At 70.8% G+C, this 18,521-nt stretch carries 18 protein-coding genes; 7 read left to right on the forward strand and 11 right to left on the reverse strand.

Annotated elements, in window-relative coordinates; translation table 11 throughout:
- The first annotated feature begins 49 nt into the window (after positions 1–49).
- From purS to purL, 4 genes are all read left to right on the forward strand, one after another.
- A complete protein-coding gene (gene purS, locus AB0C16_RS34860; protein ID WP_357689466.1) occupies positions 50–295 on the forward strand; it encodes a phosphoribosylformylglycinamidine synthase subunit PurS in 246 nt (81 codons plus the stop codon).
- A 221-nt stretch (positions 296–516) separates the two neighbouring features.
- Positions 517–903: an ATP-binding protein gene (locus AB0C16_RS34865; RefSeq protein WP_357689522.1), complete on the forward strand. Its 387-nt coding sequence runs from the start codon at positions 517–519 to the stop codon at positions 901–903.
- Between the two features lie 161 nt (positions 904–1,064).
- A complete protein-coding gene (gene purQ, locus AB0C16_RS34870) occupies positions 1,065–1,748 on the forward strand; it encodes a phosphoribosylformylglycinamidine synthase subunit PurQ (protein ID WP_357689468.1) in 684 nt (227 codons plus the stop codon).
- Complete coding sequence (purL, locus tag AB0C16_RS34875; protein WP_357689470.1) at positions 1,745–4,099, forward strand: phosphoribosylformylglycinamidine synthase subunit PurL; 2,355 nt, start codon at positions 1,745–1,747, stop codon at positions 4,097–4,099. The genes purQ and purL overlap by 4 nt, the downstream gene beginning before the upstream one ends.
- Positions 4,100–4,171: 72 nt before the next feature.
- Here the strand turns inward: purL and AB0C16_RS34880 are convergent, their stop codons facing one another.
- Positions 4,172–4,981 carry a hypothetical protein gene (locus AB0C16_RS34880; RefSeq protein ID WP_357689472.1) on the reverse strand — a complete coding sequence of 270 codons (810 nt, stop codon included), beginning with the start codon at positions 4,979–4,981 and terminating at the stop codon, positions 4,172–4,174.
- Positions 4,982–5,222: 241 nt separating this feature from the next.
- Between AB0C16_RS34880 and AB0C16_RS34885 the strand changes: the two genes are divergently transcribed.
- From AB0C16_RS34885 to AB0C16_RS34895, 3 genes are all read left to right on the forward strand, one after another.
- Positions 5,223–7,241: an adenylate/guanylate cyclase domain-containing protein gene (locus tag AB0C16_RS34885; protein WP_357689475.1), complete on the forward strand. Its 2,019-nt coding sequence runs from the start codon at positions 5,223–5,225 to the stop codon at positions 7,239–7,241.
- 69 nt (positions 7,242–7,310) lie between these two features.
- On the forward strand, positions 7,311–7,973 hold the full coding sequence (locus tag AB0C16_RS34890) for a Crp/Fnr family transcriptional regulator (RefSeq protein WP_357689477.1): 663 nt from the start codon (positions 7,311–7,313) through the stop codon (positions 7,971–7,973).
- Between the two features lie 22 nt (positions 7,974–7,995).
- A complete protein-coding gene (locus AB0C16_RS34895; RefSeq protein WP_357689479.1) occupies positions 7,996–9,459 on the forward strand; it encodes an MFS transporter in 1,464 nt (487 codons plus the stop codon).
- Positions 9,460–9,541: 82 nt separating this feature from the next.
- On the opposite strand, the gene AB0C16_RS34900 is transcribed toward AB0C16_RS34895, so the two are convergent.
- Genes AB0C16_RS34900 through AB0C16_RS34945 form a run of 10 tightly spaced genes read right to left on the reverse strand, consistent with a single transcriptional unit; the run spans position 9,542 to position 18,521 of the window.
- Complete coding sequence (locus tag AB0C16_RS34900; protein ID WP_357689481.1) at positions 9,542–10,303, reverse strand: crotonase/enoyl-CoA hydratase family protein; 762 nt, start codon at positions 10,301–10,303, stop codon at positions 9,542–9,544.
- A complete protein-coding gene (locus tag AB0C16_RS34905) occupies positions 10,300–11,082 on the reverse strand; it encodes a VOC family protein (protein WP_357689483.1) in 783 nt (260 codons plus the stop codon). Before AB0C16_RS34905 ends, AB0C16_RS34900 begins: the two co-directional genes overlap by 4 nt.
- Positions 11,075–12,424: an acetyl-CoA carboxylase biotin carboxylase subunit gene (locus AB0C16_RS34910; RefSeq protein ID WP_357689485.1), complete on the reverse strand. Its 1,350-nt coding sequence runs from the start codon at positions 12,422–12,424 to the stop codon at positions 11,075–11,077. The genes AB0C16_RS34905 and AB0C16_RS34910 overlap by 8 nt, the downstream gene beginning before the upstream one ends.
- A gap of 5 nt (positions 12,425–12,429) precedes the next feature.
- A complete protein-coding gene (locus AB0C16_RS34915; protein ID WP_357689487.1) occupies positions 12,430–12,642 on the reverse strand; it encodes a biotin/lipoyl-binding carrier protein in 213 nt (70 codons plus the stop codon).
- Positions 12,639–14,207, reverse strand: a complete 1,569-nt coding sequence (locus tag AB0C16_RS34920; protein ID WP_357689489.1) for a carboxyl transferase domain-containing protein — start codon at positions 14,205–14,207, stop codon at positions 12,639–12,641. The genes AB0C16_RS34915 and AB0C16_RS34920 overlap by 4 nt, the downstream gene beginning before the upstream one ends.
- Positions 14,204–15,760, reverse strand: coding sequence for an AMP-binding protein (locus AB0C16_RS34925; RefSeq protein ID WP_357689491.1), 1,557 nt, complete (start codon positions 15,758–15,760; stop codon positions 14,204–14,206). Before AB0C16_RS34925 ends, AB0C16_RS34920 begins: the two co-directional genes overlap by 4 nt.
- Positions 15,757–16,494, reverse strand: a complete 738-nt coding sequence (locus AB0C16_RS34930) for an SDR family NAD(P)-dependent oxidoreductase (protein WP_357689493.1) — start codon at positions 16,492–16,494, stop codon at positions 15,757–15,759. Before AB0C16_RS34930 ends, AB0C16_RS34925 begins: the two co-directional genes overlap by 4 nt.
- The gene (locus AB0C16_RS34935) at positions 16,484–16,936 is read right to left on the reverse strand and encodes a MaoC/PaaZ C-terminal domain-containing protein (RefSeq protein ID WP_357689496.1); all 453 of its coding nucleotides are present in this window, start codon (positions 16,934–16,936) and stop codon (positions 16,484–16,486) included. Before AB0C16_RS34935 ends, AB0C16_RS34930 begins: the two co-directional genes overlap by 11 nt.
- Positions 16,933–17,814 (reverse strand): branched-chain amino acid ABC transporter permease, encoded by an 882-nt coding sequence (locus AB0C16_RS34940; protein WP_357689499.1) that lies wholly within the window; start codon positions 17,812–17,814, stop codon positions 16,933–16,935. The genes AB0C16_RS34935 and AB0C16_RS34940 overlap by 4 nt, the downstream gene beginning before the upstream one ends.
- Positions 17,811–18,521 carry an ABC transporter ATP-binding protein gene (locus AB0C16_RS34945; RefSeq protein WP_357689501.1) on the reverse strand — a complete coding sequence of 237 codons (711 nt, stop codon included), beginning with the start codon at positions 18,519–18,521 and terminating at the stop codon, positions 17,811–17,813. Before AB0C16_RS34945 ends, AB0C16_RS34940 begins: the two co-directional genes overlap by 4 nt.

The raw sequence follows: 18,521 nt of genomic DNA on the forward strand, positions 1-18,521 counted from the left end.
CCGCCGGTAGGCTGGGCTTTCCATCACCGCCATAACCAGGAGGAACGCAGTGGCGCGCGTCATCGTAGACGTCATGCTGAAGCCCGAAATTCTCGATCCGCAGGGTCAGGCGATCGCCCGAGCGCTGCCCCGGCTGGGCTTCTCCGGCGTCTCGGCGGTACGCCAGGGCAAGCGGTTCGAGATCGAGCTCGACGGCCCGGCCGACGAGGCCGCCATTGCGGACGTCCGAAAGATGGCCGAGACGCTCCTGGCCAACACGGTGATCGAGGACTACAGCGTCCGGGTTGAGGAGTAGAACAGCACATTTGACACCGGATTTCCCCCTGGCGGCTTAAAGCCAGATTTTGGCGTGCCACAATGCCACGGGCTTGCCAACACTAAATAACAACAACGTGATTTTGCGGTTAGCCCCGATTTCACGGGGAAACCTACTCCAGGTGACATTCCGGAGCCCGGAGGAGTCCGGTGGACATTGAGTTCTCGTTGGCACTGCCGCGGGATGCGATCGGCATCCCGATGGTCAGGCGAGTGCTAGGCGATGCGATGCGTTCGCTCAACGTGAGCGAGACCTGCATCTCCGACATGCTGCTCGCGGTCTCCGAGGCGTGCTCCAACGCGGTGCGGCACGGAGGACCCGCCAACCGCTACGAAGTGACCGCATCGATCGGATACGGCCGCTGCGACGTGCGCGTGGCCGACAGCGGAGGTGGTCTGCCGTCGATGCCGCCGCACTTTCCGCCTCCCGACACCGAGAACGGCCGCGGCCTGCTGATCATGCGATCCGTCGTGGACGAGATCTCCTTCGGCGTCACGCCCGGCAACGGCACCACGGTCCACCTGCGCAAGCTGCTCGCCTGGGACGACGGGGCCACCGCCCGCCCGCGCCAGCTCGCCGCCGTCTGAACTTCGCTGAGATCCTCCCGCCGGAGACCGTCCCGGCCCCGCTGACCTGGCACGCCCGGCGAGGAACAGCCCGCCGCACCCGATAACCTGGGAGCACCGCCCCGTCCACCCCGAAGCGACGGCGGCGCGTGCGTGCGCAATCCTCGAAGGGGACGACTGTCATGAGCGCTGCCCGTGTGGGCGTAGTCACGTTTCCAGGAACTCTCGACGACCAGGACGCCGCCAGAGCCGTGCACCTCGTGGGCGCGGAGGCGGTTCCGCTGTGGCACGCCGACCACGACCTCAAGGGGGTCGACGCGGTGTTCCTGCCCGGCGGCTTCTCCTACGGCGACTACCTTCGCTGCGGGGCCATCTCCCGGTTCGCGCCGCTGATGGACGAGCTCATCCCGGCCGCCCGCGCGGGGCTGCCCGTGCTCGGCACCTGCAACGGGTTCCAGATCCTGTGCGAGGCGCACCTGCTGCCGGGCGCGCTGACCCGCAACGCCTCACTCCACTACGTGTGCCGTGACCAGCGGCTCCGGATCGAGCAGACCGACACCCCCTGGACCGGCGCGTTCTCGCCCGGCCAGGAGATCATGCTGCCGATCAAGCACGGCGAGGGCCGCTACGTGGCCTCGGCCGACACCCTCGCCGCCCTCGAGTCCGGCGGCCAGGTCGTCGTGCGCTACCTCGGCGCCAACCCCAACGGCTCGCTCAACGACATCGCCGGCATCAGCAACGAGGCGGGCAACGTGGTCGGCCTCATGCCGCACCCCGAGCACGCGGTCGAGGAGCTGGTCGGCGCCCCGAGCACCGACGGCCTCGGCTTCTTCACCTCCATCCTCAAGAAGCTGGTGAACGCATGAGCGAGCGCAGCGAGCCGACCGGCGCACACCGCACCGACAACGTCCAGCGGGCCGCCGAGACGCCCGACGAGCCGATGCCCTTCGCCGAGCTGGGCATGAAGCAGGACGAGTACGACCGGGTCAAGGAGATCCTCGGTCGCCGTCCCACCGGCTCCGAGCTGGCCATCTACAGCGTCATGTGGTCCGAGCACTGCTCGTACAAGTCGTCCAAGGTGCATCTCAAGCAGTTCGCCACCAAGGCGCCCAAGTCCGAGGCTCTGCTCGTCGGCATGGGCGAGAACGCCGGCGTCGTCGACATCGGCGACGGCTGGGCCGCCACCTTCAAGATCGAGTCGCACAACCACCCGTCCTACGTGGAGCCCCACCAGGGCGCGGCCACCGGTGTCGGCGGGATCGTCCGCGACATCATGTCGATGGGCGCCCGCCCGGTCGCGGTCATGGACTCTCTCCGGTTCGGCGGCGCCGACGCCGTCGACACCCGGCGGGTGCTGCCCGGCGTGGTCGAGGGCATCAGCCACTACGGCAACTGCCTGGGCCTGCCCAACATCGGCGGCGAGGTCGTCTTCGACCCCTGCTACGCCGGCAACCCGCTGGTCAACGCGCTCTGCGTGGGCCTGCTGCGCAAGGACCAGATCAAGCTGGCCACGGCGCCCGGCCCGGGCAACAAGGTCGTGCTGTTCGGCGCCTCGACCGGCCCCGACGGCATCGGCGGCGCGAGCGTCCTGGCCAGCGCGACCTTCGAGGACGAGTCGCACGCCAAGCGGCCCGCCGTGCAGGTCGGCGACCCGTTCATGGAGAAGCTGCTGATCGAGTGCTGCCTGGAGCTCTACGCGGCCGACGTGGTCGTGGGCATCCAGGACCTCGGCGCGGCGGGCGTCTCGTGCGCCACCACCGAGCTGGCCGCCAAGGGCACCGGCGGCATGCGCGTCGACCTCAACCTGGTCCCGCTCCGCGACCCCTCGCTCAGGCCCGAGGAGATCCTGATGAGCGAGTCGCAGGAACGGATGATGGCCGTGGTCCGGCCCTCCGACATCCCGGCCTTCATGGCGATCTGCGAGAAGTGGGACGTCCCGGCCACCGTCATCGGCGAGGTCACCGACACCGGCCGGCTCGTGATGACCTGGGACGGCGAGACGATCGTCGACATCCCGCCCGGCACCGCGGCCGACGACGGCCCGGTCTACGAGCGGCCCTACCACGAGCCCGCCGGGCAGGCCGCGCTCAACACCGACTCCCCCGACCGGCTCGAACGGCCGACCGACCTGCGGGCCACGCTGCTCCAGTTGCTCGGCTCGCCCAACCTGGCCTCCAAGGAGTGGGTGACCTCCCAGTACGACCGCTACGTCCGCTCCAACACCGTGCTGGCGCAGCCGGCGGACGCCGGGATGCTGCGCGTCTCGGAGCGATGGAACTCGGGGGGAGAGAGCGAGGCACGAGCCGGCGAACCCCGAAGCGGTCGCGACCATGAACACGAGGCCGTCGCCGGGGCCGAGCCGACGACCAAGGGCATCGCGCTGGCCACCGACGGCAACGGCCGCTACGCCAGGCTCGACCCCTACGCGGGCGCCCAGCTCGCGCTGGCCGAGGCCTACCGCAACGTCGCCGTGACCGGCGCCAAGCCGCTGGCCGTGACCAACTGCCTCAACTTCGGCTCACCCGAGGACCCCGAGGTGATGTGGCAGTTCGCCGAGGCGGTGCGCGGGCTGGCCGACGCCTGCCGCACCCTGGGCGTGCCGGTGACCGGCGGCAACGTCTCCTTCTACAACCAGACCGGTTCGACCGCCATCCACCCGACCCCGGTCGTGGGGGTGCTCGGCGTGATCGACGACGTGGCCAAGCGGGTCCGCACCGGCTTCGTCGCCGAGGGGCTGCGCATCGTGCTGCTCGGCGAGACGCGCGAGGAGTTCGGCGGGTCGGAGTGGGCGCACGTCGTCCACGGCCACCTCGGCGGCCTGCCGCCCGCGGCCGACCTGGAAGCCGAGCAGGCTCTGGCCACCGTGCTCGTGGAGGCGGCCGGGCGGGGGCTGCTCGAAGGCTCCCACGACCTGTCCGACGGCGGCCTGGCGATCACGCTGGCCGAGTCGTGCCTGGCCCAGGGGGTCGGCGCCACGGTGACGCTGGGCGAGGACCCGTTCACCGAGCTGTTCAGCGAGTCGGCCGCGCGGGCGCTGGTCGCGATCGCGCCCGAGCGGTTCGAGGAGTTCGCCGCGCTGTGCGGCGACCACGACGTGCCCTGCCACGGTCTCGGCGTCACGGGCGGCACGTCGCTCGTCGTCGAGGGCGTGCTGGAGGTGCCCGTCTCGGAGTTGCGCGACCGGCACTTCGCAGCGCTGCCCGCGCTGTTCGGCTGAGGTTCACTCAACAGGAAGGTCCGGCACGGAACTTCGTGCCGGCCCTTCCTGTCGGTGTCAGCTCTTTCGGTGTCACCTCTGAAGGCAGACCACGTAAGCGGTGCCGTTCACGCTGGTGCCGTTGTGACCGCCACCGCTCTGGATCGAGGCTTCACCCGAGGGCCTGTCGTTGCCGCCGCCGTTGTCGTCCTTGGCCACGGTGACGGTCCAGGAGGCGGTGCCGGGCGCGCTGCCCATGACCTTGGCGTTGTTGAGCGTGCTGAACGAGAAGCCGCCACCGCTGGCGACGTCTCCGGTGTTGCACTTGGCGGTGGCCGAGCCGACCGAGTTGAGGTTGGCGGACCTGGTGTAGCTGTTCACCCTGATCGCGCCGCCCCAGTCACCCTTGGGCCCCTGGGGACCGGTGTCGCCCTTGGGACCCTGTGCGCCGGGCTTGCCATCCTTGCCGTCCTTGCCATCCGTGCCGTTCTTGCCGTCCTGGCCGTCGGCGCCCTTGGGGCCCTGGGGACCGGCGGGGCCGGTCTCACCCTTGGGGCCCTGGACGCCCTGCTTGCCCGGGATGCCCTGGCGGCCCTGCGGGCCCTGAGAGCCCGTGTCGCCCTTGGGTCCCTGCGCGCCGGTGTCGCCCTTGCTGCCCTCGACGACCGTCGTGGTGGACGATCCCCCGCCGATCAGCACGCGGATCTCGGTCACCCGGCACTTGGTGCTCGGGTTGACGATGCGCGCGTAGCGCGTCTTCTTGTTCACACAGGCGTGCACCTCGCCCGCCGCGGACGCCTGGCTCGTCGCCGAAGCGGTGGCGACGCCACCGACGGTGAGGAGTGATGCCGCCAGCGCTCCGACGGCGGCGAGAGTGAGCGTGCGCCCCCCGCGAACCTTCATGATGTTTTCCTTCCGGACACGTGTGGTGCTCAGGATGAGCATGAGGTTCACGTTTCAAACGTTCCAAGGGTGTACAGAAACTACATAACGTGTTTATTACATCGCAAAGCGTTACGCCGAGGTCTGACGTTTCTTGACCGGTCAAGGTGATCGACAATCCGTAAAAGGACGCATTGGCAGGCCCCGTACGGCATGGATAATCGGGACTGTCCGGGGGGCACGGATCCGACGGAGGACGACCTTGGCGACCGACAGTCCCTACCTCCCACCCGCGACACAACCGGTGCGAGGGGTTGTCTGGGCCATCCACCTGATCCTGCCGTTGGCGGGGCTCTGGCTGCTGCTGGTCCAGCCGCAACTGAACCTCCGCTGGCAGCACAACCCCAGCCACTTCTGGATGATCATCACGGTGGCCGGGATCAACGTGGTGCTCGGCACGCTGATCAGCGAGGCCTCCCGCAGGCGGCAGGACGCCCGGTTGTTCCTGGTGTCGATGGTGTTCCTGGCCAGCGCGGGGTTCTTCTTCCTGCACGGCCTGGCCACCCCGCAGGTCATCCTGCCCACCGGCTCGCTGGGGTTCGACCTCGGCCAGCAGGTCGGGCTCACCATCGCGGCCGGGTTCGCCTTCGCCTCGGCCCTCCCCCTGGGCGAGCGCGAGGCGCGGATCGTGCTCACCTACCAGCATCTCGTCCGGGGCGTGCTGTTCGGCTTCATGATCCTGTGGGGGCTGGCCTCGCTGATCGACGGGCTGACCCCGCTCAGCCAGGTGCCGCTGACCGCGCCGGTCACCTGGCTGTCCTGGGGCGCGATCCCCGGTCTCGTCCTGTACGCCGCCGCCGGCGCGATGATGTTCAGGCTGCACCGGCGGCGGCCGTCGGCCATGCTGATCAGCCTGATCACCGCCTACGCCCTGCTCGCCGAGTCGATGATCGCCGGCATGTCGCAGCTCAACTGGCATCTGTCCTGGTGGGAGTGGCACATCCTGCTGACGTTCGCGTTCGTGTTCGTCGGCTACAGCGCCTTCCTGCAGTTCAGGCGCGAGGGCTCCAGCGCGGGCCTGTTCGACTCGGTGACGCTGTCGGCCACGCTGGCACGCATCCGGCAACAGTACGACGAGGCGCTGGAGGAGCTGGTCGAGCACGTCCGCCGGGGCGAGCCGCTGGCCGCCACCCGGCTGTCGGAGAAGTTCCGGCTCAACGAGGGCCAGGCCGCGGTCCTCGACCGGGCGGGCGCGGCCCTGGCCAACGAGCGCGAGCTCTCGGAGCGGCTGTCGGCGCTCGTCGCGGTGAGCGCCCAGACCCGCGTCGGCCTGCCCGAGACCCAGCTCCTCGCGGGCGTCCTGGAACGCGTACGGCAGGCGTACGGAGACGTGCGGATCGGCCTGATCTCCGAGGGCAGGACCCACATCGGCTCCCGCGAGTACGACTTCACCGGAGAGCAGCCGATCAGGCGCGACAACCTGCTGGCGTTCCCGCTCACCGTCAAGGGGCGCCTGGCGGGCGCGCTGGAGGTGCCGGTCGGCCGCACCGCGCAGGACGAGGCGCTGGCCGCGACCCTGGCCGGGCAGCTGTCGCTCTCGCTCGAGAACGCCCGTCTCTACCAGGAGCTCGACACGCTCTTCCGGCAGTACATGTCGCCCGACGTGGCCAACGCCCTGCTGGCCGACCCCGCCCAGGCGGCGCTCGGCGGCCAGCTGAAGGAGCTGACCGCGCTCTTCGCCGACCTGAAGGGCTTCACCACGTTCTCCGAGCTGGTCACGCCGGGCGAGATCGTGGAGATGCTCAACCGCTACCACACGGCCGCCGTGCCCTGCATCCTCAACAACGGCGGGACGATCGTGCAGTTCGTCGGGGACGCGCTGCTGGCCCTGTTCAACGCGCCGGCCACGCAGGACGACCACGCCAGGGCGGCCTGCCGGGCGGCCCTGGCCATGCAGCGGGCGGCCGCCGAGGTGGCGGAGGAGGTGTCCTGGAGCCGGGTGGACGACGTCGAGTGGCCGACCTTCCGGGTGGGGGTCAACACCGGGCCCGCCCTGGTGGGCAACATCGGCAGCCCCGAGCTGCGCGGTTTCAACGCCATGGGCGACTGCGTGAACGTGGCCGCCAGGCTGCAGGCGCTCGCCGAGCCCGGCACGGTGGTGATCGGCGAGACCACGCTCAAGCAGCTGGGCCGGGACGTCACGGTGAGCCCGCTGGGGAGGCTGAGCCTCAAGGGCAAGGAAGAACGCGTGGCGGCCTACGTTCTGACGGCGTTGCCCTAGAAGGTCCGTTGCCATAGAAGGTCATAGAAGGTCATAGAAGGCCAGGGATTGTGCGGACATAATCAGCGCATGAATCCAGAGCCCGGCGAGTTCCTCTCCCTGCTCACCCCCGAGGAGATCGAGGCGTTTCGCGCCGTCGGACGGCCGCGACGCTGGGAGCGCGGGGCGACCGTGATGACCGAGGGCGACACCTCCGACTGGGTGCTCGTGCTGACCGAGGGCCGGGTCAAGGTGTCCTCCCACACCAGCAGCGGCACCGAGGTGGTGCTGGCCGTGCGCGGGCCCGGCGGGCTGCTCGGCGACATGTCGGCCATCGACGGCTCGCCGCGTTCGGCGACGGTCACGGCGCTGGAGCCGATCGCGGGCTTCGTGGTGCGCGGCTTCCCGGCCTTCCTGCAGACGCACGGGCGCATCGCCGTACTCCTCATGCAGCTCGTCACGGGACGGCTGCGCGACGCGGACCGCAAGCGGATCGAGTACGGCGCGTTCGACACGACCGGCAGGGTCGCGACGCGGCTGCTGGAGCTGGCCGAGCGCTACGGCGAGAAGACCAACAGCGGCGTGCGGGTGGCGCTGCCGCTCTCCCAGGACGAGCTGGCCGGCTGGACCGGCGCCTCGCGCGAGGCGGTGAGCAAGGCGCTGCGCACGCTGCGCGACCGCGGCCTGATCGAGACCGGCAGGCGGCGCGTGGTGATCCACGATCTCGAAGGGCTGCGCAAGCGGGCCCGCTGACCCCGCCCAAAAGGGACGTACGTTGTACGTCATAGTGGAGGGCATGCTCGCGGTCTCCCCCGATCACGCCGCCCGGATGCGCTACGCCTGGAAGGTGTGCTCGGTCACCAGTCTCGGGCTCATCCTCATCGGGGTCGCGGGCAGCACGCTGAACGTCGCCCTGCCCACGGTCGTGCGGCACTTCTCCGCCGACCCCTTCCAGTCGAACTGGATCCTGCTGTCGTTCCTGCTGGTCAACACCGCGAGCCTGGTGTTCTTCGGCCGGGTCGCCGACCTGCTGGGCCGGCGGGAGGTCTACCTGCTGGGCTTCGCGCTGTTCACCGTGGCCTCGCTGCTCGCCGGGCTGTCGCCGAGCGTGTGGTTCCTCGTCGCGATGCGGGTGTTCCAGGCGGTCGGGGCGGCGATGATCCTGGCCAACGGCACGGTCATCATCACCGACGCGTTCCCGCCCGAGCGGCTCAGCCAGGGCATGGGCGTCTACATCGGCACCCTGTCCGTGGCGCAGCTCGCCGGGCCCACGCTCGGCGGCCTGATCGCGGAGACCGCGGGCTGGCAGTGGATCTTCTGGATGAACGTGCCGGCCGGGCTGATCGCGATCACCTGGGGCGCGATCATCCTGCGCAAGGTGCCCCCAGGGCCGAGGCGGCCGGTCGACGCGCTGGGCAACGCGCTGGTCTTCGCCGCGCTGTCGGCGGTGCTGCTGGCGCTGTCGGAGGCGGGCTCGCGTGGCCTGTCCAGCCCGGTCGTGCCGGTCGGCGCGGCGGTGTTCGCGGTGCTGGCCCCGCTCATCGTCCTGGTGGAGCGCCGGGCCTCGCATCCGGTGCTCGACCCGCGGTTGTTCGGCGGGCGGATGCTGGCCTGCGCCAACCTGGCGTCGTTCTGCAACGCGATCGCCCGGGCCTCGCTGATCCTGGTGGTGGCCCTGTACTTCCAGGCGGCGCGCGGCGTGGACGCCTTCACGGCCGGGCTGAGCGTGCTGCCGGTGCCGATCGGCATGGCCCTGGCCTCGCCCGTCGCGGGTTCGATCGGCCGCCGGATCTCGCCGTACGCGCTGGCGATCGGGGGCTCGCTGATGAGCGCCACCGGGCTCGGGACGCTGATGCTGACGGTCGACCCCGGCACCCCGTACTGGATCATCGGGATCGGGCTCTTCGTGGCGGGCTGCGGCAGCGGCACGTTCCTCACGGGCAACACCACGCAGGTCATGGGCGCGCTGCCGGCCGGCAGCCTGGGCGTGGTCAACGGGTTCCGGTTGATGATCATGAACGTGGGCGTCGTGCTCAGCGTCGGTCTCTCGCTCAGTGTGCTGGCTGGCTCGGTGGGGCCCGAACTGGGAGCGCAGGTCTACGCGGCCACGCTGTCGGAGCTGTCACCCGTGGCGGTCGGCCAGCTGATGGACGGCTTCCGGCGGACGTACGGGGTGTTGTTCGGGGTCGCCCTCACCGGCGCCGTCCTGGCCGCCCTGGCCCGCACGCGCCGCGATTAGCCACGTTTCCTCACGTCGAGATGGGCTGGTCATACCGCGCCCAGCCGTCGCCGTGTCCGGGGCGGCTGGCCGACGCGTCGAGTCACCTGCCGGTGAAGGCCGGCGGGCGGCGTTCCGCGAAGGCGCGGGCCCCCTCGCGGGCGTCCTCGGACGACCACACGTGCTCGACCAGGCGGGCCTGGCGCTCCCACTTCTCCTCGTCGGGCCAGGCGGCGGACTGGACGAGGACGTCCTTGCTGGCCGTCACCCCGAGTGGGCTGTTGGCGGCGATTGTGGCGGCCAGGGCGAGGGCGGCGGGCAGGGCCTGGCCCGGCTCGGCCACGACGTTGACCAAGCCGAGGTCGTAGAGCCTGCGTACCGGCAGCTCGGCACCGGTCAGGGCGAGCTGCATCGCGACGTTGCGGGGTAGGCGCTCGGGCAGGCGTAGCAGCGCGCCGCCGTCGGCGACGAGGCCGCGCCGCACCTCCGGGATACCGATCCTGGCGTCCTCGGCGGCCACGATGAGGTCGCAGGCGAGCGCGATCTCCAGGCCGCCGGCCAGGGCGAAGCCCTCGATGGCGGCGACGAGCGGTTTGCGCGGCGGCCGCCTGACCAGCCCGGCGAAGCCGCGCTCGGGGTGTTCGCCGGTCTGGCCGGACAGGAACGCCTTCAGGTCGAGCCCGGCGCTGAACCCCGGCCCGGCGCCGGTCAGCACGCCCGCCCGCAGGCGGTCGTCCATATCGAGCCGGTCCATGGCCTGCGCCAGCAGCGCGGCCATCTTGTCGTCGATGGCGTTGCGGGCTTCGGGGCGGTCGATCGCGATCAGCAGGACGGCGTCGTCGCGGGTCTCGACGCGCACGCTCATGTCTCCTCCTGGGTGAACCTGGCAGTGCCGATGTGGAAGTCGCCGGGCCCTCCGGCGAGGGTCAGGCGGTCGACGCCCGGAGTGCGGGCCGGCCGGACGACGAGGACGCCGCCCGGCCAGCGGTACACGGGTTCGCCGCCCTCGCCGCCAAGGACCTCGCCGCCGAGGACCTCGGCGAACAGGCGGTGGGACAGGGCGGGGTCAGTCGAGCGGAGCGTGGTCGAGCGCAGGTACGCGACAGGGCCAGGCGGAACCTGCCAGGCGGCGGTCCACCAGTGCGGGTCGCGGCCCTCGCGGTTGCCGGGCAGCCGGGTGGGGTCACGGTCGCGGGTGGCGAGCAGCTCGGCCGTGGGCGGGTAGCCGACCGAGGTGTCGGCGAGCTGGATGACGACGCCGTGCACCTCGTCCGGCCGAATGAAGGTCTCCCGCCAGGGAGGATGGGCGAGGTCGGTGTTGACGACGGTGAGGCCCAGCCGCTCGACGCGTTCGATGGCGTGCCCGACGTCGGGCACGGTGAAGGTGAGGTGGTGCGGGCCCTCGCCGTGGCGGTCGAGGAAGTGGCGCAGGAAGCCAGGACCGTGGCGCGGGCCCGGCGGCCCGGCGGCGTCCATCAGCTCCAGCCTGGCTCCCGCGCGGGCGTCACCGAGGTGGCTGAGCACGTACCGGAAACCGGGCAGCACCTGGCCGAGCAGCGGCGTCGCGCCGAGGTGGCGGCGCAGCCAGGCCAGATGCCGCGGCGCGTCGCGCACCGCGATCGAGGTGTGGTCGAAGTCAGACATCGTTCAGCCAGTGCCGATCCTCGATGAGATCTTTGCAGGTCTCGCCGCGCTCCCACTGGCCAGTGGCGAGCAGTGCACGGTGGAACGGCAGGAGCGTGGCGATCCCGTCGATCCGGAAGTCGTCCAGTGCCTGCCGCATGCGGGCGGTGGCCGCGGCCCGGTCCGGCCCCCAGACGATCAGCTTGGCGATCATCGGGTCGTAGAACGGCAGGAGAGCCGTGCCCTTCTCCACGCCGGAGTCCACGCGGACGTGCTCGCCCTCGGGCTCCTGGTACGCGGTGATCGTGCCGGGCGCGGGCAGGAACCGTTTGGCCGCGTTCTCGGCATTGATCCGGCACTCGATGGCGTGCCCGTCGAGGCGCACGTCGTCCTGGGTGAAGGACAGCGGCTCACCCGCGGCGATCCTGACCTGCTGCTCGACCAGGTCGATGCCGGTGACCAGCTCGGTGACGGGGTGTTCGACCTGGATGCGGGTGTTCATCTCCAGGAAGTAGAAGTCCTCGCCGTCGAGCAGGCCCTCCACGGTGCCCGCCGAGTGGTAGCCGACGGCGCGGGCCGCTGCCACGGCGATCTCACCGATCCTGGCGCGGATGCGCGCCGAGACATGCACGGCGGGCGACTCCTCGACGAGCTTCTGGTGACGGCGCTGGATCGAACAGTCCCGCTCGGACAAGTGCACCACGTTCCCGTGGACGTCACCGAGGATCTGCACCTCGACGTGGCGCGGGTCGTCCAGGTAGCGCTCCAGGTAGACGGTGGGGTCGCCGAAGAACCGTGCGCCCTCGCCGGAGGCTCCGGCTATCGCGGCCTTCAGGTCGTCCGGTGTGGCGGCCACCCGGAAGCCCTTGCCGCCGCCGGCGCCGGACGCCTTGACCGCGACCGGATAGCCGATCTCGCCGGCCGTGGCGAAGGCGTGGCCGAGGTCGCGGACCGGTTCCAGGGAGCCGGGGACAACCGGGACACCGGCCGTCATCATGCGGTTCCTGGCCTCAATCTTGGAGCCCATGGCACGCATCGCCTCTGCGGAGGGGCCGATGAACACCAGGCCCGCCCGCGCGCAGGCCTCGGCGAAGTCCGGGTTCTCCGACAGCAACCCGTAGCCCGGGTGGACGGCCTGGGCGCCGGTCTCCTTCGCGGCCTCGATGATCCGGTCGGCGCGCAGGTAGCTGTCACCGACCGGGCCGGGGCCAAGGCACACGGCGGCGTCGGCGGTGCGGACGTGGACGGCGTCCCGTTCGGGTTCGGAGTGGACGGCGACGGCCTCGACGCCCATGCGGTGCAGGGTGCGGGTGACGCGCACCGCGATCTCCCCCCGGTTGGCGACGAGCACGCGGGTGAACATCGCCCTCACCCCAGCGTGACCAGCGAGGCGCCCTCGTCCACGACCTCGCCCTCGCTGACGTGGACGACCGTGACAGTGCCGGGCTCCTCGCTCTCCACGGGGATCTCCATCTTCATGGACTCCAGCACGACGACCGGATCCCCTGCCTCCACGGTGTCGCCCACCCGGACGAGCACCTTCCACACGACTGCCGAGATGTCGGATTCGATGATGGTCATGGGCGCACGCTCCATTGCCGTCGTTGCGGACCCAGGGTCGTCCTCAGCCTGGTGAGGGAGGCGTTGAGGAACGCGCAGACGATCTCCCTGGTGTCTCGCGGATCGATCATGTTCTCCACGCCGAACGCCTCGACCGTCTTCCACGGGTCGGCCAGCGCCAGCATCCGCTCCTCGGCCAGCCTCCGGTACTCCTCCGGGTCCTCAGCGGCCTCGATCTCCCGTTTGAACCCGGCCTCCACGCCGCCCTCCACGGGCAGGTCGCCCCACTCGGCGGTCGGCCAGGCGATGCGCAGGCTGAGCCCGTCGGGCCGCGAGGTGGCCGAGACCGCCATCCCATACGCCTTGCGCACCTGCACGGTGACGACTGGGACCTCGGCCTGGATGAGGGACTGGATGGCCCGCATGCCCCAGCGCACGACGTTGCCGCGCTCGGCGTTCGGCCCCACCATGAAGCCCGGCACGTCCACGAAGTAGACGATCGGCAGGTGGAAGGTGCTGCACATGTCCACGAATCGGACCTGCTTCTCGGCGGCGGCCGCGTCGAGCGCGCCGCCGAGGTGGCTCGGGTTGCTGGCGACCACGCCCACCGGGATGCCGTCCATGCGGGCGAAGCCGGTGCAGACGCTGCGCCCCCACTTGGGGCCGATCTCGAAGAACGAGCCGCGGTCCACGATCGCCTCGACCATCTTGGACGCGCGGTAGGGACGGCGGCGGTTCTCCGGGATGAGGTCGAGGAGCTCCTCGACCCTCCGGTCCACCGGGTCGGAGCGGTCGCCGCGCGGGGGCAGCTCCCACACGTTCTGCGGCAGGTAGCCGAGCACGGTGCGCATCTGGCGGATCGCGTCGTCCTCGTCCTCGGCCAGGTTGTCGATGGCGCCGGAGATCCCGGTGTGGATCTTCGCGCCGCCCAGCTCGTACTTGTCGACGTCGAGCCCCATGGCCCGCTTCACCAGCGGCGGCCCGCCGGCGAACATGACCGAGTCCTTGGTCATGACGGAGAAGTGGCTGAGCACCGTGCGGCCTGCCGTGCCGCCGGCCGCGGCGCCGCTCACCATGGCGAGCACCGGCACCTCCGACAGCAGCTCGTAGGAGCGTTCCCAGCTCAGCGAGCTGACCAGGTAGGAGTGTCCCTTCTCCGCCTGTGCGGCCACGTCGCCGCCGATGCCCTCCATGAACATCACCAACGGGATGCGGTACTCGTGGGCCAGGTCCTCGACGAACCCGCCGAGCCCACCCTTCATGCGGTCGAGGTAGGTCTGCGGGGCGCCGCCGCGCACGGTGAAGTCCTCGCCGCCGATGGCGACCGGGCGGCCGGCGAACTCGCCAAGCCCGCACACGTAGCTGGCGGGCAGCCGCCCGCGCAGCGTGCCGGTGGCGTCGACGTCGTCGTAGGCGGTGAACTCGCCGACCTCATAGAACTGGGTGGCGGCCCGGTCGATGCGCTCCCTGATCGTGTAGCGGCCCTGTTCGTGGGCGCGGTCGACGCGGCGCTGCCCGCCGAGCTCGCGGGCGGCCGCGCGCCGCCGCTCGATCTCGGTCAGCGCCTCCTTCCAGGTGAAGCTCACGCGGTCATCTCCTTTCTGTCGTGCACGCCTGGCCCCGAGGTGGCCTTGGAGAGCAGGCGCTTTTGGATCACGCCGGTGCCGACGCTGCGGACGAAGGTGTCGGTGGTGGCCAGCTCGACGTAGCGGGGCAGCGCATACCGGGGCAGGTTGTCCTCGCAGAATTGGAAGAACGCGGCCACGTCGAACGCCTGCGATGGCACGACGAAGACCTTGATGTCGTCCTCGCCGCCGATCTCGTCGCGCACGCCGATGGCGGCGCACTCCCCCACCCCGGGAGCCGTCCGCAGAACCGTTTCCAGTTCGTACGCCGAGACGTTCTCGCCGCGCCGCCGCATGCTGTCGGTGAGGCGGCCGACGAAGTAGAGGAAGCCGTCCTCGTCCATGCGCCCGAGGTCGCCGGAGTGGAACCAAAGCCCGCGCCAGGCCTCAACGGTGGCGTCGTCACGCCGCCAGTAGCCGAGCGTGATCATGTCGGCCTGCTGCGGCCGGTAGACGATCTCGCCGGCTCGGCCCGGTGGCAGCGCCCGGCCCTGCTCGTCGTGGATCTCGACGTCGAATCCGGCACACGGCCAGCCCGCGCTCCCCCGGCGTCGCCGGTCGGGGGTCTCGAAGGTGGGGCCATCGGCCTCGGTCTGGCCGAACATGCTCTGAATCGCGATGCCCAGGCCGTCCTCGAAGAACGGGTAGGCGTCGGGCGGGATGGGTGCGCCGAGGAGGCGGCGCAGCGGCGTGCCGCGCGCGGCCTCGGGGCCGAGCGTCATGACGACCGACAGCACGGCCCCGATCACGAACGCCCACGTGCACCCGAATCCGTTCACCTGCGGCCAGAACCGTTGGGCGCTGAAGCGGCGGTCGAAGGCGATGGCCGAGCCGGACTGGATCGCGGCCGGGAACACCAGGTGGAAGTCCACGTGGAAGAACGGCAGCACGAAGTAGCCGGTGTCGCCCTGGGTCAGGCCGAGCACCCGGGCGACCACCGCGCCCAGGTTGGAGAAGTATGCCCGCGGCAGCATGACGCCCTTGGACGGCCCCGTGGTGCCGGACGTGTAGAGGATCGTCCCCAGGTCGGAGGCACGCGCGGCGGCGTTGGCGGCGTCCAGCTCGGCCGACGTCGCCGCGTCGATCTCCTCGGGGTCGCCGTCGTCCAGAATCCGGACGGGCGCGGGCGGGTCGTCGCCGACGCCCGCGAGCAGGTCGCGCTCCACGAGCAGCAGCACGGGCTCGCAGTCGCCGAGCACGAACCGCATCATCGGCCCCTTCAGCTCGGCGTTGACCGAGACCTCGACCGCGCCGATCCACCAGATGCCGTACTGCCACGCCAGCCGCCACGCGGAGTTCCCGCTGACGACGGCCACCCGGTCTCCCGCCTGGACCCCACGCCGGCGCAGCTCGGCCGCGCAGCGGCGGCTCGCGGCGGCGAACGCGCCGACCGTCCACTCGCCGTCCGGCCAGCGCAGCAGCACGCCGTCCGGCCGGTCGGCCTCGGCCCGGAGCAGGTCGGTGACCGGTCCCAGGCGTCCCAGCTCGACCCCGTCGAGCAACTGACCTCTCACAGGTGAAGTTCACCCCCATTCACGTCGATGATCTGCGCGGTGATGTACGAGGCCGCGGGCGACAGCAGGAACGCCACCGCCTCGGCGATCTCCTCGGGCCTGCCCAGCCGGCCGAGCGTGATGGTCTCGGCCCAGTGGGCGCGCACCCGCTCGGGCACGTCCTGGATCATCGGCGTGTCCACGGCCCCGGGGGCGACCGCGTTGCACCGGACCCCCGAGCGGGCCAGCTCCAGGGCGACGGTCTTGGTCAGCCCGACGACCCCGGCCTTGGCGGCGGCGTAGTTCGTCTGCCCGAAGGAGCCGTGCCTGCCGGAGGAGGAGATGTTGACGATCGCGCCGGACCCGGAGCCGGCCAGCAGCGGGCCCATGCTCTGGCAGCCCAGCCAGGAGCCGCGCAGGTGTACGTCGATGACCTGCTGCCATTCGGCGTCGGTCATGCGGGCCATGGTGCGGTCGCGGGTGATGCCGGCGTTGTTGACCAGCCCGTCGATCCCGCCGAGGGCCTGCTCGACCCGGGCCGAGGCGGCCTCCCAGGATTCACGCCGCGCCACGTCGAGCGGCACCGCAACGGCGTCGGGGCCGAGCTCGGCGGCCGTGCGGCGCGCTCCGGCGTCGTCGAGGTCGGCCACCGCCACGCGGGCGCCGCGGGCGGCCAGCACCAAGGCCGTGGCTCTGCCGATCCCGGACGCGCCACCGGTCACCAGATACCTGCGGCCCTCGTGGTCACTCGCCATCGCCTGCTCCTCCCACGAGCAGCACGTCGGCGCCGCGCTGCACGACTGTCCCGTCATGCCGGGCCACCTCGACGCCGATGGTCACCACGCCCGAGCCGGGGCGTGACCGGCTGGGCCTGAGGTCGGTGACCGTCTGTGTGGCGCGGATCGTGTCGCCGGGGTAGGTGGGCGCGACCATGGCGCGCTCGACATTGAGGTAGCCGAGCACGTGCAGCTCGTCGATGCCGGGGGTGCGCAGCCCGCTGGAGACGGCGAGCACGAGCAGCCCGTGGGCGATGCGCCCGGCGTACGCGGTGTGCTCGGCGACCCACTGCGCGTCGGTGTGCAGCGGGTTGAAGTCTCCGGAAAGGCCGGCGAAGGCGACGATGTCGGCCTCCGTCACGGTACGGCCCGCGGAGATGTGCGTCTCCCCGACCGCGAGGTCCCCGAAATACCGGGTCACAGCTTGACACTCTCCCTGATGCCGACGATGCCGTTGGGCCTGACGATGAGGAAGGCGACCAGGCAGAGCACCACGATGGCCTCCAGCAGGGTGGTGGACAGGTAGGCCGAGACCATGGCCTCCAGAACGCCCAGCACCATGCCGCCGAGGATCGCGCCCCTGATCTTGCCGATGCCGCCGATGATGGCCGCGATGAACGCCTTCAGCGTGATCACGAACCCGAGCCCGATCGTGATCGTCCGGAAATTCGTGATGTACATGAACACTCCGACCATGCCGATCGCGCCGCTGAGTCCGTAGACCAGGGCGACGATCTGGTTGACCTTGATGCCCATCAGCTCGGCCGTCGAGCGGTCCTGCGACACGGCGACGATGGCCTGCCCGTGCCTGCTGCGCGACAGGAAGAGCTGGAAGCCGACGACGATCGCGACGGCGACGACAAAGTTCATGATCGCCAGATGGCCGATGCGCACGTCGCCGAGGTCGATCGAGCCGCTGGGCAGCAGCCCTTCCGGAAAAGTCCTAGGCTGCACGCCCCAGATGAGCTGGACCAGGTTGCGCAGGATGAAGCCGGCCGCCATGGCCGCGATGAACGCCATGAACAGCTGCTTGCGCGACATCAGCGGCCGGTAGACCCCCCGCTCGACGCCGATCGCCAGGACCGCGGCCAGCGCCATGGCCACGATGACCACCAGCCAGAACGGCACGCCCATGGCCAGCAGGCCGGCCGCGAAGAACGCCGCGAAGATCAGCGTGTCGCCGTGCGCGAAGTGCATCAGGCCGAGGACCTGGTAGACCAGGCCGTAGCCGACGCACCACAGCGAGTATTGCGCGCCGATGCTGAGCCCGTTGACGAGCTGCTGCAGGAAGTAGGTCATGCGACGGTCTCCCAGTAGTGAGAGCCGACCTCGTCGGGCTCGACCCCGGCCGCGTCGGCCTCGAACACGATCCGTCCCGCCGTCAGCACCGCGATGCGGTCGCACAGCTCCAGCGCCTTGGTGACGTTCTGCTCCACCAGCAGCACGCTCATCTCGTGCTCGGCGACGAGCCGCTTGAGCCCCTCGTACACCTGGTCGATGAGGATCGGGGCGAGCCCGAGCGACGGCTCGTCCAGCAGGAGCAGCGACGGGTTCGACATCATCGCCCGGCCGATGGCCAGGATCTGCTGCTCGCCTCCGCTGAGCAGGCCGGCCGGGGAGTTCCTGCGCCGTTCGATGACCGGCCAGGCGGCCAGGTATCGCTCCACGTCTTCGGTGATCTTCGAGCGGTCGCGGCGGGTGTAGGCGCCGAGCCGGAGGTTCTGCTCGGTCGTCATGCGGGGGAAGACGCGCCGGTTCTCCGGGCAGAGCGCGATGCCGCGGGCGACGACGGCGGAGGGCGAGTCCTTCAGCAGTGACGCGCCGCCATAGGCGATCGTGCCGGAGGTGGCGCGCACCTGCCGGGCCAGCACCCGCAGCAGCGTGGACTTGCCCGCGCCGTTCGGGCCGCACACGGCCAGCACCTCGCCCGGCCGCACAGTCAGGCTGACGGCGTGCAGCACCTGTGTGACGCCGTAGCCGGCCCGTACCTCGCGTACGTCGAGCAC

The organism is Nonomuraea sp. NPDC048916, assembly GCF_040649575.1.
Lineage (GTDB): Bacteria > Actinomycetota > Actinomycetes > Streptosporangiales > Streptosporangiaceae > Nonomuraea.